The 15,973-nt window shown below is 61.4% G+C and carries 16 protein-coding genes; 13 read left to right on the plus strand and 3 right to left on the minus strand.

The genetic code is table 11. From position 1 onward, the window contains the following. Window positions 1-40: 40 nt before the first annotated feature. The 5 genes from ASD83_RS06135 to ASD83_RS06155 all read left to right on the plus strand — a co-directional run bounded on the left by ASD83_RS06135 (window position 41) and on the right by ASD83_RS06155 (window position 5,144). Window positions 41-865 (plus strand): ABC transporter permease, encoded by an 825-nt coding sequence (locus ASD83_RS06135; protein ID WP_056308882.1) that lies wholly within the window; start codon window positions 41-43, stop codon window positions 863-865. After that, a complete protein-coding gene (locus ASD83_RS06140; protein WP_200946463.1) occupies window positions 865-1,653 on the plus strand; it encodes an ABC transporter permease in 789 nt (262 codons plus the stop codon). Before ASD83_RS06135 ends, ASD83_RS06140 begins: the two co-directional genes overlap by 1 nt. 9 nt (window positions 1,654-1,662) lie before the next feature. Continuing rightward, entirely contained in the window at window positions 1,663-2,730 is a 1,068-nt protein-coding gene (locus ASD83_RS06145; protein WP_056308883.1) for an ABC transporter ATP-binding protein, read from the plus strand. Window positions 2,731-2,887: 157 nt separating this feature from the next. Beyond that, window positions 2,888-4,210: an amidohydrolase family protein gene (locus tag ASD83_RS06150; RefSeq protein ID WP_056308884.1), complete on the plus strand. Its 1,323-nt coding sequence runs from the start codon at window positions 2,888-2,890 to the stop codon at window positions 4,208-4,210. A 40-nt stretch (window positions 4,211-4,250) separates the two neighbouring features. Beyond that, on the plus strand, window positions 4,251-5,144 hold the full coding sequence (locus ASD83_RS06155; RefSeq protein WP_056308886.1) for a nucleoside hydrolase: 894 nt from the start codon (window positions 4,251-4,253) through the stop codon (window positions 5,142-5,144). On the opposite strand, the gene ASD83_RS06160 is transcribed toward ASD83_RS06155, so the two are convergent. Then, window positions 5,145-6,314: a M20 aminoacylase family protein gene (locus tag ASD83_RS06160; RefSeq protein WP_056308888.1), complete on the minus strand. Its 1,170-nt coding sequence runs from the start codon at window positions 6,312-6,314 to the stop codon at window positions 5,145-5,147. It abuts the gene before it with no gap. Window positions 6,315-6,387: 73 nt separating this feature from the next. Between ASD83_RS06160 and ASD83_RS06165 the strand changes: the two genes are divergently transcribed. Then, entirely contained in the window at window positions 6,388-7,074 is a 687-nt protein-coding gene (locus ASD83_RS06165) for a phosphoribosyltransferase (protein ID WP_056308890.1), read from the plus strand. Between the two features lie 2 nt (window positions 7,075-7,076). On the opposite strand, the gene ASD83_RS06170 is transcribed toward ASD83_RS06165, so the two are convergent. Further along, window positions 7,077-7,865 (minus strand): creatininase family protein, encoded by a 789-nt coding sequence (locus ASD83_RS06170; RefSeq protein ID WP_056309926.1) that lies wholly within the window; start codon window positions 7,863-7,865, stop codon window positions 7,077-7,079. 10 nt (window positions 7,866-7,875) lie between these two features. Continuing rightward, a complete protein-coding gene (locus tag ASD83_RS06175; protein WP_056308891.1) occupies window positions 7,876-8,265 on the minus strand; it encodes a RidA family protein in 390 nt (129 codons plus the stop codon). A gap of 216 nt (window positions 8,266-8,481) precedes the next feature. Between ASD83_RS06175 and ASD83_RS06180 the strand changes: the two genes are divergently transcribed. The 7 genes from ASD83_RS06180 to ASD83_RS06210 all read left to right on the plus strand — a co-directional run bounded on the left by ASD83_RS06180 (window position 8,482) and on the right by ASD83_RS06210 (window position 15,826). Further along, window positions 8,482-9,495 (plus strand): ABC transporter substrate-binding protein, encoded by a 1,014-nt coding sequence (locus ASD83_RS06180; RefSeq protein ID WP_056308893.1) that lies wholly within the window; start codon window positions 8,482-8,484, stop codon window positions 9,493-9,495. 132 nt (window positions 9,496-9,627) lie between these two features. Next, the gene (locus ASD83_RS06185; RefSeq protein WP_056308895.1) at window positions 9,628-10,392 is read left to right on the plus strand and encodes an ABC transporter ATP-binding protein; all 765 of its coding nucleotides are present in this window, start codon (window positions 9,628-9,630) and stop codon (window positions 10,390-10,392) included. Continuing rightward, window positions 10,389-11,258, plus strand: a complete 870-nt coding sequence (locus ASD83_RS06190; RefSeq protein ID WP_056308896.1) for an ABC transporter permease — start codon at window positions 10,389-10,391, stop codon at window positions 11,256-11,258. Before ASD83_RS06185 ends, ASD83_RS06190 begins: the two co-directional genes overlap by 4 nt. A 160-nt stretch (window positions 11,259-11,418) precedes the next feature. After that, the gene (locus ASD83_RS06195; RefSeq protein ID WP_056308898.1) at window positions 11,419-12,732 is read left to right on the plus strand and encodes a cytosine deaminase; all 1,314 of its coding nucleotides are present in this window, start codon (window positions 11,419-11,421) and stop codon (window positions 12,730-12,732) included. Further along, window positions 12,726-14,129, plus strand: a complete 1,404-nt coding sequence (locus tag ASD83_RS06200) for an FAD-binding oxidoreductase (protein ID WP_413813489.1) — start codon at window positions 12,726-12,728, stop codon at window positions 14,127-14,129. The genes ASD83_RS06195 and ASD83_RS06200 overlap by 7 nt, the downstream gene beginning before the upstream one ends. Further along, entirely contained in the window at window positions 14,129-14,719 is a 591-nt protein-coding gene (locus tag ASD83_RS06205) for an NAD(P)H-dependent oxidoreductase (protein WP_056308902.1), read from the plus strand. Before ASD83_RS06200 ends, ASD83_RS06205 begins: the two co-directional genes overlap by 1 nt. A gap of 111 nt (window positions 14,720-14,830) precedes the next feature. Beyond that, a complete protein-coding gene (locus ASD83_RS06210) occupies window positions 14,831-15,826 on the plus strand; it encodes a BMP family protein (RefSeq protein WP_056308904.1) in 996 nt (331 codons plus the stop codon). Window positions 15,827-15,973 lie beyond the last annotated feature (147 nt).

Genomic DNA, 15,973 nt, shown 5'->3' on the forward strand with positions numbered 1-15,973 from the left:
TGCGGTGGTTGAGGGGCTACCAAGGAAAAGGCCATAGGCGATGAAACGCTTTGCAGGCTGGACGCTGGCTTCGCCGGCAACCCTGCTGGTGCTGCTGGGACTAGTTGCTCCCGTTGCAGCCACTATCTACACCACCTTCGGCACGCCGGGCGGGCCGTTCGCGACCTATCAGGCCTTCTTCGGCAGCGGCTTCCGTCGCACGGTGCTGCTGCGGACCATCAACGTGTCGCTGATCGTCACGCTGATCGCCGTCGTCATCGGCTTTATCACCGCCTATGTCGTTTCGCGCGCCCCGGGCTGGCTCAAATCCATCCTGATCATTGCGGCAGTCTTCCCGCTGCTGACGGGCGTCGTCGTGCGCTCGTTCGCCTGGCTGATTATCCTTGGCAAGAACGGCATTCTCAATTCGACGCTGATCAATCTCGGTGTGATCGCCGAGCCGCTCTCCATGCTCTACACGCAGGGGTCGGTCATCGTTGCCATGGTCTACCTTTTCGTACCGCTGATGGTACTCACCCTTGTCGGCGTGCTCGAAGCCATTCCCGATGATCTGATCCAGGCTTCGGCCTCGCTCGGCGCCAATTCCTGGGCGACGTTCACCCAGGTCATCCTGCCGCTCGCTGTGCCGGGCCTGATCGTCGGCGCCGTGCTGGTCTTTACCGGCAGCTTTACCTCATACGCGACGCCCCAGCTTCTCGGTGGCGAGCAGGTGATGATGATGGGCACGCTGATGTATCAGCAGGCCATGGTCACCTTCGATTGGGTGAGTGCCTCCACCATCGCCGCCATCATGGTGGTGATCACCATTGCCATCGTCATGGCCATGAACGCCGCGGCGCGCCGCCTCAACCCGATGACCGTCTGATGCCGACAAAAATCCATCCCGCCCTGATCGGCTTCACCGCTCTCGTTTTTTTGTTCCTCGTGGGGCCGCTCGTTATCGTGGTGGGCGCAGCCCTCAGCGACACGACATTCCTCACCTTCCCCCCGCAGGGGTTTAGCCTGCGCTGGTTCCAGAACATCTTTGAGATCGACGCCTTCCGGCGCACCATTCTCACGAGTTTGCAGGTCGCCGTTATCTCGACCTTCGTGGCGCTGCTGATCGGTATTCCGGCGTCTTACGCCATGAGCCGCTACCGCATCCAGCTGCCGGGCTGGCTCTCGACCCTGTTCGTGCTGCCGGTGCTGGTGCCCGAACTGGTGCTGGGCTTTTCGCTCTTGAAAAACCTCGCCTTCCAGTTCAATGCGCCGATCTTTCTGTCGCTGATCATCGGCCACACGATCCTGATCCTGCCCTATGTGATCAGGGTGATTTCGGCCTCGCTCGCCTCGTTCGATTTTTCCATCGAGGAAGCCGCGATCAGCCTGGGTTCGCCGCCATTGAAGACCTTCTTCACCGTGCTCCTGCCCAATGTCCGCTCGGGCGTGATCGCGGCCTTCATCCTGGCCTTCATCACCTCGGTCAACGATGTGTCGATCTCGATCTTCCTCACAGGACCGGGCATTTCGACCCTCCCCATTCAGCTGCTCGCGCATATGGAGCAGTTTTTCGATCCTACCGTCGCCTCGGTTTCGGTCATGCTCATGGTGCTCACAGTGGCCGTCATGGCCATTGTCGAGCGCACGCTGGGCCTCACCTTCCTTGCCAAATAGAGGTCTGCCGTGACCAAGCCGCTTTCCATTCGCAACATCACCGCCCACTACGGCCAGACCAAGGTTCTCGAAGACCTGTCGCTCGACATCGCCGAGGGTGAACTCGTTTCCCTCCTCGGCGCCTCCGGCTGCGGCAAGACCACGACCCTGCGCCTCGTCGCCGGCTTCCTGCAACCGACCTCGGGCAATATCACGCTCGGCGGCAAGGATCTGACGAAGCTGCCGGCGCATCAGCGCGATATTGGCCTCGTGTTCCAGAACTATGCGCTGTTTCCCCATCTTAGCGTGGCCGAAAATGTCGGCTTCGGCCTCAAGCAGCGCGGCATTTCGGGCGAAGCGAAAACCAAACGCGTCGGCGCCATGCTAGAAAGGGTCGGCCTTGCCCATCTAGCCGAGCGCCTGCCCGGCGCCCTTTCGGGTGGCCAGAAGCAGCGCGTGGCCCTCGCCCGCGCCCTCGTGATCGAGCCGCCACTGCTGATGTTCGATGAGCCGCTGTCGAACCTCGATGCCAAGCTGCGCGTCGATATGCGCGTCGAAATCCGCCAGCTGCAGCGCGCCAATGGCACGACCTCGGTCTATGTGACCCATGATCAGGAGGAGGCCTTCTCGATCTCGGATCGCGTCGCCATCATGCATGCGGGCAAGATCATGCAGCTCGACACGCCGGAAAACCTTTATCAGCGCCCGGCCAATGCCTTCGTCGCCCGCTTCGTCGGCTTCGAAAATCTTGTGCCGATGAAGGTCGTGGCACGCGATGGAGCCCAGATCACGGCGGAGGCCGCGGGTGGGGTAAAGCTGACGCTGGGTCTTGAGCATTTTGGCGCCATTCCCGACAATTTCGTGCTGGCCTGCCGTGCCGATGGCCTCGCGGTCACCGACAATATGGGTGCCGAAGGCATCCCGACGACGCTGGGCCTGCGCACCTATCTCGGGCGCGCCTATCAATACCAGAGCGATACCGCAGCCGGCATGCTGGTGGCCAATGGACCGCTCTCGCGGCCGCTTGAGCCTGGTTCGAGTGCCAAGCTGGTGCCGGTGCCGGATCAGTGCACTATTCTGGCGGTGGAAACGCCGTGATGCTGGTGCGTGGGGATCACCCCCTCCCATCCTCCCCCATCAAGGGGGAGGTGCCGACCCAGTTTGGGGCAGTATCTGTTCATAGCCACCAGCCAGACACCTCCCCCTTGATGGGGGAGGATGGGAGGGGGTGGAGCCGCGCGCTCCAAGCTACCCAATGAGCACCCTTCTCACCAATGCCCTCATCGTCACCATGGACGATGCCTTGACCGTCCATGAAAACGGTTGGGTCCAGGTAGAGGGCACGACGATCACCGCACTAGGCTCCGGCAAGCCGCCAAGCGTACTCGGTGCGGAAATCGTCGATTGCGGCGACGATATCGTCATGCCGGGCATGGTCAATGCCCATTGCCACATGGGCATGTCGGTGTTCCGCGGTCTCGGCGAAGATGTCGATGATCGGCTCTATCGTTATATCCTGCCGCTCGAACGCAAGTTCGTATCGCCGGAAATGGTGCGCATCGGTTCGGCGCTGTCGGCGCTGGAAATGATCCAGGGCGGCGTGACCACCGTTGCCGACATGTATTACTTCGAAACCGAGGTGGGCGATGTCTGCGACGAGGCGGGGCTGCGCGCCATTGTCGGGCAGACGCTGGCGGATTTTGATCCGCCTGATCACAAGACTTTTGACGAGGGCTTTGCGCGGGTCGAAGAGCTGGTCGATCGGTTTGCCGGCCACCCATTGGTCACCCCTTCGATAGCCCCGCATGCCCCCTACTCTACCGGCCGCGACGTGATGGCGCGCATCGCCCAGTGGTCGGCCGATCACCCCGACGTGCCCGTGCAAATGCACCTCGCCGAGAGTTCGCTGGAGGTGAAGTGGGCACTCGATACGCATGGCAAGTCCACCGTCGCCGTGACGGCCGAAGCGGGCCTCCTGAAGCCCAATCTCATCTGCGCGCACTGCCTGCAACTCGATGACGCCGATATCCGCATGATGTCCGAGCATCAGGTTTGCGTCGTGACCAATCCGCGCTCCAATGGCAAAGCCGGTCGCGGCATCGCGCCGGTCGAAAAGATGCGCAATGCAGGCTTGCCCGCCGGTATTGGCAGCGATGGCGCCATGAGCGGCAATACGCTCGATCTCTTCAGCCAATTCGCGCCGGTTTCAATGTTTGCCAAACTCCTGGCTGGTTCGCGGAAGCCGCTGCCGGCGGTGGACGTGATCCGCATGGCGACCATCGAGGGCGCGCGGGCCTTGAGCCTCAATTTGAAGACCGGCTCGCTGGAGGTTGGAAAGCAGGCGGACCTGATCCGCATCAGCCTCGCCGCGCCGCGTTTCCACCCAATATATGATCCCTATTCCGCACTGGTTTTTGCGGCCATGCCGTCGGACGTGACCGACACCATGGTTGCCGGACGCTGGCTGATGCGCGACCGGAAGGTGCAGACGCTGGATGTCGGCAAGACCGTCGCCGATGCCAATCAGATTGCCCGCCAGTTCAAGGCGGAAATGGATAGGATCGACCGCCAGGGCTAATGCTCGCGGTCGCCGCTAACGCGTTGAGGATGATAAGACCATGAAAAAGCGCGTCATTATCGACACCGATCCGGGCCTTGATGATGCTTTGGCTATCCTGTTCGCCCTCGGGTGCGGGAAGTTCGACGTGCTTGGCCTGACGACTATTGCCGGCAATATCGGGTTGGAACGGACGACCGCCAATGCCGGTGGGCTACTGGCGGTTATGGGTCGCGGCGACATTCCGGTCGTTCGCGGCACCGACATTCCGCTGACGCGAGAATTGCAGGACCTCGTCGCTATCGTTCACGGCGCTGATGGGCTGAAAGGTGTCATGCTGCCGGAGCCGCTCGCGGCGCCGCTCGATGATGCACCCGGCTGGATTGCGCGTGTTCTTGCCGAGGCAGACCCCGGCAGCGTGGACATTCTGGCGCTCGGCCCGCTGACCAATGTTGCGCATGTGCTGACGGAGCACCCGGAGGTCGCTGATCGGATTGGCGAGATTATTGTCATGGGCGGGACCATCCACGAGCCGGGCAATTCCGGCCCGAATTCGGAGTTCAACTTTGCCTCCGATCCGGAGGCGGCGTCGGTGGTTATCGGCAGCTCCGCGAAAGTGACGATCATACCGCTCGATGTGACCCGAAAAGTGCGCGCGCAGGCCGACTATGTCGAGGCACTGCCGGACACACCACATGGCCGGCTCGCCCGCGAATTGCTCACGGCCTATCTGCAGGATGGGCGGCAGAGCCGGCCGCTGCATGATCCCTGCGTCATGCTGGTGGCGCTCGATCCGAGTCTTTTCAAGATCGAAAACATGAAGCTCGACATCGACCTTGGCGATGATCCCGATGCCGGCCGGTTGCTCGTTGATCGGCGCGGCAAGCTGGTCGATGTGGCGCTCGGCGTCGATACCGAGCGCGCCTTGGCGCTGCTGCGGACCGGGTTTGAGTGATCAGGCGGGCAATTCCTGCTCGACCAGCGTCGCCCAGAAGCGCGCGCCGGTGAGAATGGCTTCATCGTTGAAATCATAGCGGGAATTGTGGTGCAGCGCGCCGTCTACCGCGGGCCCATTGCCCAGCCACACATAGGCGCCCGGCACTTCGGCGCCGAAGAACGCAAAATCATCGCCCGCAGTTGAGGGCGGGAAATCTGTCACGACGGGTTTGCCAGTCACCGCTTGCGCGGCCTTGAGGGCCCGCGCGGTGGCGTCGGCGTCGTTCACGACGGGCGGAATGCGGCGCAGGAATTCGTAGTCCACTCCAATGCCGAACGTGGCAGCGACGCCGCGTGCGATGTTCCCGATCTCAAGTTCGAGTTGATCACGAATGTCGGGCCGATAAGCCCGGGCTGTGCCGCCGATACGGACTATATCGGGAATAACGTTGAGCGCCTTGAAGTCGCCGGCCTCCAGCGCGCAGGCGCTGACCACGGCGGGCTGCAACGGATCAACGACGCGGGCGACGATGGTGTGGATGGCGGCGAGGAAATGGCCTGCGGCCGTCACCGCATCGCGGCCGAGATGCGGTTTTGCGCCATGCGTACCAACGCCTTTGAAGCTGACGGTCCAACTGTCGGACGACGCGAGTTGGGGACCGGCGACGACGGCCATTTCATCGGTGGCAAGGCCGGGCATATTGTGAAGGCCATAGACGGCATCGACAGGGAACAGTTTGAAAAAGCCCTGATCCACCATGGCCTTGGCGCCGCCCCTGCCCTCTTCGGCTGGTTGGAAAATGAAATGGACGGTGCCGGAAAAATTCCTTGTTCGCGCGAGGTGACGCGCGGCGGCGAGGAGCATGACCGTGTGGCCATCGTGGCCGCAGGCGTGCATGGTGTTCGGCGTTTGGGACTTGTAAGGACGATCTGCCAGCTCGGGCATGGCGAGGGCATCCATGTCGGCGCGAAGGGCAATGCGGCGCTTACCGTCACCGACTTTGAGCGTGCCGACGAGACCGGTTTTGCCGAGGCCACGATGAACTTCGATGCCGGCTTCCTCGAGCTTTTCCGCGACGATGGCGCTGGTGCGGATTTCTTCGAAGCCGAGTTCGGGATGGGCGTGAAAATCGCGGCGCAGCGCTGTCATGGCTTCGAGTTCGAAGGGATCGTTGCTGCGCGATTGCATTGGCCTGCTCGTCTTGTCATAGGTTCGATGGAGAACCTTTGCGTGCACCGCATCATTGAATCAAGGACTTGGCGTGAGTTTCGAGCCACATGAATTCTGGCAGGCCTTCGCCGCGCCGGGTACGCATGAGCAAAACCCGGCCGATGGGCATCTGGGCTTTTATCCCGCGCTGCTGGCCGATGGGCGGCAATTGCCGCTGCCGCTGCGGGTGTTGCCGGGCGATGGCAAATCGGCCGTTGCTTCGCTCATTCTCAACCAGGCGAGTTTTGCGGTTGAGGACGGTTTGGCGGCGGCTCTGGCGGCGCTACTCAAACCCAAAAATCTGGAAATTATCATTGGGGTGCCGACACTTGGCTTGCCGCTGGCGTCTAACGTGGCGCGCCGATTGGGGCACACGCGCATGGTGCCGCTCGGGACGTCACGCAAATTTTGGTACCGTGATGACCTGTCGGAACCGATGAAATCGATCACCAGCCCGACGGCAGCGAAGACGCTTTATGTCGATCCGCGCATGCTGCCGCTATTGCGTGGAAAGCGCGTGGCGGTGGTGGATGATGTGATCAGTTCGGGGCAGTCGATGGGCGCGGTTTTGCGGCTTTTGCATAAGGCCGAGATCGAGCCGGAAGTTATCGGCTGCGCCATGTTGCAGGGCACGAACTGGCGGGAGCCGCTGGCGGCCTGGCGCGACCGGATTGTCGCGCCTTTGGCTTCGCCGCGCTTTGCGCTCAATGAAAAAGAGCGTTGGGCGCCAGTGGGTTAGCCTCAGCGGGTGCCGGGGAGCGGCATGGATTCGATTTCGCGGAGGACTTCGATCATGCCGGCGACATTGGCTTCGGCGATGATTTTTCCCTTTTCGGCGGTGGCGATGCTCGCATCGCCGACGGCGCCCGAGGGGTTTATGTCCCCGGCGATCCAGGCATAGGTGTGGCCGAAGGCGCCGGTGGGCCTAAGGTACTGGAATTGTTGCTCATCTCGCGCGGCGATAGAGACAAAATTCTCCGCTTTCGACATGTCGACAAGGTGCGGTTTGAAGTGGAGGACGAGCGAAGTCTCGGCGTCGCCGCCGTGGATGCCGTGGCGGCGTTCCTGATCGCTCAAAACTCCGGGCGGGGTGAAGCGCCAGCCGCTTTTGACCGCCAGCATGCCGGCGCGGACGCGGAGTTCGCGGGCGACGATGCCCATGATTTCCTCGTTGCCGCCGTGAGAGTTGATGAAAATCAACTTCTTAACCCCGGCGCGGGCGACTTCGAGACCGATCTGGGTCCAGGCGTCGATGAGGTTGGTGGCGGTGTGGGTGATGGTGCCCTTGGCCCAGATATGCTCGTTGGATTTGCCGATCTGCTGGACTGGCAAGATGCGGATATCGAGGTCAGTTGGTGCACAGACTGTTAACATTTCGAGCATCGAAGTGTTGATTATGGTGTCGGTTCCGACAGGCAAGTGCGGACCATGCTGCTCCACCGCCGCGATGGGCAGGATGGCGATCGTTTTCATCGGGTCGAGCCCCTCGAATTCGCGCGCGGCGAAATCAGTCCACCAGATCTTTCGCATATAAAATTCCTCAGGCGGGTCCGGCCGCAATGACTTCGATTTCGACGACGAATTCGGGCCGGGCGAAACCGGAAACGATCATCAGCGTCGAGGCGGGGTAAGGCGCGGCAAAGAGCGCGTTGCGCACGCCCATATATTGGGGGAGATGCTCCCGCCCCGTGACATAGGCATTGATGCGGATGATGTGTTCGAGGCCGAGCCCGGCTTCGCGGAGGATCGCTGCGACATTATCGAAGCAGAGCGCGGTCTGGCCGGCGCAACCGGGGGGAATGGTCTTGTCGGCCGCGATGCCGAGTTGGCCGGAGCAGAAGACCAGACGCTGGCCCGGCGGGACGACTATGCCGTGGCTATAGGGCGCGAATGGGGGGTGGATGTCCTTGGGGTCCAGGGCGGTGGTCATGATTATCCAATGCTTGCCGGGCGAATGCTAAGCCAAAGGTAAAGCGCTTGACCAGCCCCAAAACACATAAAATGCACGCATAGCAGGCATTCGCAAATATTGCCTATTTTTTGGGTTCACAGATGGGGCGTGGTGCGAAATGGTGCTGCAAGGGCGAAGGAGATCGCCCGACAAATTAGCCCTGGCAAAACGATCAGGGCTCAGGGGACGCAGCAAATGCACGCTTCAATCAAGACGACCATTCTGGCCGCCATGGCGGTGGCCGCCACGCCGGCGATAACGCCGGCCTTCGCTCAGGACCTCGACAAGGTCACCTTCGCCACCAATTGGCTGGCCCAGGCCGAGCACGGCGGCTACTACCAAGCTATCGCCGACGGCACTTACGAGAAGTATGGGCTTGATGTGACCATCATGCAGGGTGGCCCGCAATCGCCGGGGCGGCCGATGCTGGTTTCGGGTCAGGTGCAGTTTTACATGGGCGGCGCCACCGGGGCGATCAACGCGGTCAAGGAAGGTATTCCGACCATTACGCTGGCGGCGATCTTCCAGAAGGATCCGCAGATCCTGATGTCGCATCCGGGCAAGTTTGCGAGTTTTCCTGAACTGGCTGGCGCTTCGAAGTACATCCTCAGCGCCGATGGTTTTACGTCCTATTTCAGCTGGATGAAGACCGAATGGCCAGAATTCGTTGAAGAAAAGTACGAACCGTACCAGTTCAATCCGGCCTCGTTTCTCTCCGACGACATGGCGATCCAGCAAGGTTATCTGACATCCGAACCACTCTCGATCGAGCGCGAGGCTGGCTTTGCGCCCGATGTCTGGCTATTGGCCGATCAGGGCTATCACCCCTATTCAACTACCATCGAAGCGATGAAGCCTTGGGTTGATGAGCACCCCGATATTGCCAAGCGCTTCGTTGAAGCGACGATCGTGGGCTGGTCGAACTATCTCTATGGCGACAACGCTGCGGCCAATGAGCTGATCAAGGCCGACAATCCGGAAATGACCGACGACCAGATCGCCTATGGCATCGACAAGATGAAGGAATATGGGATCGCCGTTTCGGGCGATGCCGAGACCAAGGGCATCGGCTGCATGACCGACGCGGGCTGGACCGACTTCTACAATTCCATGGTCGAAGTCGGCGTGTTCGAAGCCGGTATCGATGTGAGCCAGGCCTATACGACCGAATATGTCTGCCAGGGCCTCGGCGTCGATCTCTTCAAGTAATTTTTCACACGCCGGCGCGGGCACGACGCCCGCGCCGCTCCGACCCTAGATTGGGCGTTCGTTTTGACCGACTTGATAAACTCCCTGCCGGCTTCGGCCGAGCAAACCGCTGCGCCACGACTGGTCGTTTCCATGCGGCACGTCAGCAAGCTCTTTTCCAACGGCACGCTGGCGCTCAAGGACATGTCGCTCGACGTGCATCGCGGCGAGTTCCTGAGCCTGCTGGGCCCGTCGGGCTGCGGCAAATCCACGGCGCTGCGCATCATTGCCGGCCTTGGCGCGCCGAGTTCGGGGACAATCGACTGGCCGTCTTCGCAGATCAGCAAGAAGGGGTTGCCGGAGGGCGATGTCGGGTTCGTTTTCCAGGAACCGACGCTGATGCCCTGGCAGACTGTGTGGGGTAATGTCTACCTGCCGCTGCGGCTGCGCGGGGTTTCCAAACGCGACGCTGATCCCGCGATCATGGACGTGCTCGGCTCGGTCGGGCTGGCCGATTTTACCAAATCCTATCCGCGCGAGCTTTCGGGCGGCATGAAAATGCGCGTGTCGATTGCGCGTGCGCTGGTGACCAAGCCAAAACTGCTGCTGATGGACGAGCCCTTTGCGGCGCTGGATGAAATCACGCGGCAAAAACTCAATGACGACGTGCTGCGCCTGTGGCGCGAGACGGGGATTACGGTGATTTTCGTCACCCACTCGGTGTTCGAAAGCGCGTTTCTGAGCAATCGCATCGTCGTTATGCGGGCCCGGCCGGGTCAGGTTTATGCCGACCTGCCGCTGATCACCTCGGCGGTGCGGGACGAGAACTATCGCACTTCGGAAGAATATCGCGCCACCACCGACACGGTTTCGCGCGCCCTGCAGGAAGCCATCATGCGTGGAGCCCAGGCGAAATGACCGACGCAGCTTCTCTTCCCAATTCCAATGCCGAAGCCGGCACCGACAGCCAGGTCATTGTGGTGACCAGCCGCTCCAGCGTGAGCGAGCGCGTGCTGTCCGTGGTCATTCCCGTTTTCATGGTCTTGTTGGCGATTGCCGCCTGGCAGGCGCACATCATGATCAATCAGGTGCCGCGCTATATCATGCCGGCGCCGCTCGATGTGGTGAACGCGCTCTGGACCGACTGGGGCACGCTGTCGCCATCGCTGCTGGTGACGCTGCGCATTACCCTGATGGCGCTCGGTCTGGCGCTGCTTGGCGGCGTGGGTCTTGCCATTATTCTGGTGCAGAGCCGCTGGATCGAACTGGCGCTGTTTCCGTTTGCGGTGATCCTGCAGGTGACGCCGATGATCGCCATTGCGCCGCTGCTGATCATCTATATGCCCGATACGCAGTCGGCGCTGCTGACCTGCGCGTTCGTCGTCGCGTTTTTTCCGATCCTTTCCAACATGGTGGCGGGGCTGAAAAGCGTGGATCATAACCTCCTCAATCTCTTCGAGCTTTATGGCGCGAGCCGCTGGCAGACGCTGATCCACCTGAAACTGCCGTCGTCCCTGCCCTATTTTGCGGCCGGTCTGCGGATCGGCGGCGGGTTGTCGCTGATTGCGGCTGTGGTCGCGGAATTTGCGGCTGGGTCGGCGGGCAAGGGATCGGGGCTGGCGTTCCGGCTGCTCGAATCCGGTTATCGGCTGAATTATCCGCGGCTTTACGCGGCGCTGTTGCTGCTGATGGCGACAGGGGTCGTCATTTTCGCGCTGACCTCGCTGATTTCATGGGCGATGCTGCATCGCTGGCACGAAAGTGCGCTGAAGCGGGAGAATTGAGGATGGGAGCATTTGCAGTAGACCTCATGGTGAGGTGCTTTGCCCTTGCAAAGCCTCGAACCACGAGGGCGTGCCCAGATGGTGCAGTGCCACGCCCCCGTGGTTCGAGGCTGCGCTTCGCTCCGCACCTCACCATGAGGGCTACTGGGGGAACTCTGTCATGACCATCTCCATTCCCGCTCACGGCCACTATGTCATCGCCAATGCTTCGGTGCCGGTTTCGCTTCTGGGCGACGCGGCTTCGGGCGATCTGGCCAAGGTCGATATGACGATTGCCGATGGCAAGATCGCGTCGGTTGGCGCGCCGGGGTCGGCCACTCTGCCGCAGCAGATCGATATGCGGGGCGATATTGTGTTGCCGGCATTTGTCGATCTGCACACGCATCTCGACAAGGGGCATATCTGGGCGCGCAAGCAAAACCCGGATGGGACCTGGCTCGGGGCGCTGATGGCGGTGCTGGGGGATCGCGAGGCCAATTGGGCGGCGAGCGATGTCGAGCGGCGGATGGATTTTTCGCTGCGCTGCGCCTTTGCGCATGGCACGGCGGCGATCCGCACGCATCTCGATATGGCGCCGCCGCAGCACGACATTACCTGGAGCGTGTTCGAGGCCATGCGCGAGCGCTGGGCCGGGCGGATCGAATTGCAGGCCGCCGGCCTGATGGGGCCGGATACGATTTTGGACGCGGAGAAGCTGCGCAGTGTCGCAGTGCGGACGAAGGCCGCGGGCGGGATATTGGGCGGGTCCACGGCGGTACATCCGGAAAATCCGGAAATCATGCGGCGGCTGGTGGAGATGGCCGGGGAACTGGGGCTCGATATCGATCTCCACACCGATGAAAGTCCGGACCCGGCGGCCAATGCATTGGAATGTTTGGCGGATGCGGTGATCGAGAGCGGCTTTACCGGCGCGGTGACAGCCGGGCATTGCTGCTCGCTGGCGGTGCAGGACAGCGAAACCGCCAAGCGCGTCATCGACAAGGTGGCGCGGGCGGGAATTGCCGTCGTGTCGCTGCCGATGTGCAACATGTATCTGCAGGATCGCGACAATAGCGCCGGGGTGCGAACGCCGCGCTGGCGCGGAGTAACGCTGGTCAATGAGCTGAAGGCGGCGGGCGTAAAAGTCGCCATCGCCTCGGACAATACGCGCGATCCGTTTTATGCCTATGGCGATCTCGATGGCTTTGAAGTGTTTCGCGAGGGCGCGCGGATTTTGCATTTCGATCATCCGCAGGCTGAAGCTTTTGCCTGGGCGCGGGTGGTTTCGGCTGATCCGGCAGCGATTGCCGGCTTTGGTTACACGGGTGAGCTGGCCGTGGGGGCGCCGGCTGATCTCGTGCTCTTTAAGGGCCGCACCTGGACTGAACTGATGTCGCGACCGCAGGCTGACCGGACGGTGATCCGGGTGGGCCAGGCTGTTGACACCGCACTCCCCGATTACCGTGAACTCGACGACTTGATGGGCCTATCATGAGCATTGCCGCATTCCGCGCCGACCTCGGCGACATTCCGCAAGAAGACAATCCGCGCATCGTGCAGCAGCGCAGCCGCGACCATTATTGGTATTCGCCGGTGCTGAAGGCCAAGCTCGACCATGTGAGCGCCGAAGTGGTGGTTTCGCCGCGCACCAATGAGGAAGTGAAGACCGTGCTGCGCGCTGCCTACAAGCATGGCGTGGCGATCACGCCGCGCGGGGCCGGCACGGGCAATTATGGGCAGGCGATGCCGCTTTCGGGCGGGGCGATGCTCAATCTCATGAACATGGACAAGGTGCTGGAGATCAAGAAGGATCGCGTGCGGGCGCAGGCTGGCGCGGTGCTGGAAAAGCTCGATCATGAGACCAAGGCCGCTGTGGGCGGGGAGTTACGGTTTCATCCCTCAACCTATCGCATGGCTTCGATTGGCGGGTTTATTGCCGGTGGCTCGGGCGGGGTCGGGTCGATCCGCTGGGGTGGGCTCAGGGCGCTGGGGTCGATCCTCGGTTTGAAGATCATCACCTGCGAAGCCGAGCCGCGGGAGTTGGATCTGGTGGGCGAGGATATTCTCAAGGTCGCGCATGCCTATGGGACCAATGGCATTATCGTCGAGGCGGAAATGCCGCTGACCGAGGCGCATGACTGGATCGATGTGCTCGTCGGGTTCGATGATTTCATCGAGGCGGCGGCGTTTTCGGAGAAATTGGCGCGGCAGGATGGCATTCTGCTCAAGGAGCTTTCGCCCTGCGCGGCGCCGATCCCGCAGGATTATTTCAATCGCCACAAGCCTTATATCAAGGATGGGCAATCGGTCGTTTTGATCATGGTGGCGCCGGTTTCGGTCGAGGCGCTGGCGCTGTTCGTCAAGCACCATAAGGGGGAGATGCTCTATCGCTCGGACAGGGCGAGCGAAGAGGAATTGAAGCGCCTGCCGCCGGTTTATGAGCTGGCCTGGAACCACACGACGCTGCGGGCGCTGAAGGTCGATCCGAGCATCACCTATTTGCAGACGCGCTATCCGACGCTGGAGCATGTGAAGAAGATCGTTGCGCTTTTGGGCGACGAATTGCCCATGCATATCGAGATGACGCGGCAGGATGGGCTCATCACCTATGCCGGGCTGCCGATGGTGCGGTATACGAGCGAGGAGCGGCTGGAAGAGATTATCCGCATTCACGAGGAAAACGGCTGCGACGTGTTCAATCCGCATCGGTTTACGCTCGAAGAGGGCGGGATGAAACGGACGGATCAGAAACAACTGGCGTTCAAGCGCGAGGCTGATCCCAAGGGCATTCTCAATCCGGGCAAGATGATCGCCTGGGAGAACCCGGACTATGACTTTTCCTCAGGCAAGGCGTGGTTGTTCGACGGGCTCAACCCGGTGCACGCGGCCTGATGCGGGTCCATGTCATTCACGCGCATCCGGTCGAGACGAGTTTCAACCGGGCGCTATTTCGGACTTCTATCGAAGGGTTGCGGAGCGCGGGGCACGAGGTCGATGCGCTCGACCTTTATGAGGAGGGCTTTTCGCCCATTCTGACGCGGGAAGAACGGCTCAACTATCACAATGTGCCTGACAATATTACGCCGGAGATCGCGCCATATGTGGAGCGGCTGCGGGCGGCGGATGCGCTGGTCGTCGTGCATCCGGTCTGGAACTATGGCTATCCGGCGATTTTGAAGGGGTATTTTGACCGGGTGTTCCTGCCGGGCGTGTCTTTCACCATGGAGGGTGGCGGGGATCGCGGGAAGCTCGTGCCGTGCCTCAGCAATATCAAGAAGGTCGCGTTTGTGACCACCTATGGCGGCAATCGCTGGCGCAGCTGGGTGATGGGCGATCCACCGCGCCGACTTGCCATGCGCTGGGGCTGGGTGACGTTCAGGACGCGGCCGAGATATCTGGCGCTTTACGACATGAACAATGTCTCGCCGGGGCGGCTGAATGGTTTTCTCGGGACCGTGCGAAGGACGCTCAGCCGGTTCTGAAATATGACAGTTCGGTGCACAACGGGGCGCTTGTGCTTGCCAAGACCGGGGTTCTTGCTCAGAGAATGAGCAAGGGATTGCCCGGATGAAGTTTTCGACACGAGGGACAAAATGAGCAAATTTTTTACGCTTGGACGACGCGGCTTTGTAGGCGTGCTGGCGGCCGGCATGGCGCTGGCCATGAGCGGGGTCAGCATGGCGCAGGACCTGACCAAGGTGGCTGCGATCTGGACCGTGCCGGTCGAGCAGCAATGGGCGAGCCGGTTGCACAATGCGCTGATCGCGGCCAAGGATCGCGGCGAGATCGATTACGTTTATTCGGAAAACATTTCCAATACCGACTATGAGCGCGTGATGCGCGAATATGCCGAGCAGGGCGTGGCGCTGATCGTGGGCGAAGCGTTCGGTGTCGAGCAGCCGGCGCGGGCCGTGGCTTCGGAATATCCGGAAATCTCGTTTCTGATGGGTTCGTCGCTGCCCCCGGTCGCGCCGAATTTTGCGACCTTCGACAATTTCATCCACGAGCCGAGCTATCTGACGGGCATCGTTGCTGGTCTCAAGACCGAGAGCAACAAGATCGGCATGGTGGGTGGCTACGCCATTCCCGAAGTGAACCGGCTGATGAATGCCTTCAAGGCGGGCGCGCTGTCGGTGAACCCGGACGTCAAGTTTTCGGTGAGCTTCATCAACTCCTGGTATGATCCGCCGAAGGCCAAGGAAGCCGCCTTCGCCATGGTCGATGCGGGCGCTGATATTCTCTACGCCGAGCGTTTTGGCGTGTCGGACGCCGCCAAGGAACGTGGCATTCTCGCCATCGGCAATGTGATCGATACCTCGGCCGACTATCCGGGGACGATCCTTGCGAGCGCGCTCTGGCATGGTGAGCCAATGATCGATAAGGCGATTGCCGATGTGAAGGCCGGGTCGTTCACTGCTTCGGACTACGGCATTTATGCGTTCATGGAATATGGCGGGTCGAGCGCTGTTTATGACGAGGCGCTGGCCGGGGCTGACGCGGTTGCTGCGGCCAAGGCCAAGGAAGCCGAGATTTTGGCCAAGACGTTTGTGGTCGAAATCGACGATAGCGAGCCGACTTCGACGCAATGATTTGTTTGGGGGCCGCGAAGTTTGTGGCTCCCTCACCCCCTCCCAGCCTCCCCCATCTAGGGGGAGGTGCCGTATCCAGTTTGTGGCGCGATCTGCTACCAACCGCCAGCCCAGCACCTCCCCCTTGATGGGGGAGGCTGGGAGGGG

Source organism: Devosia sp. Root685 (genome assembly GCF_001427875.1).
Lineage (GTDB): Bacteria > Pseudomonadota > Alphaproteobacteria > Rhizobiales > Devosiaceae > Devosia.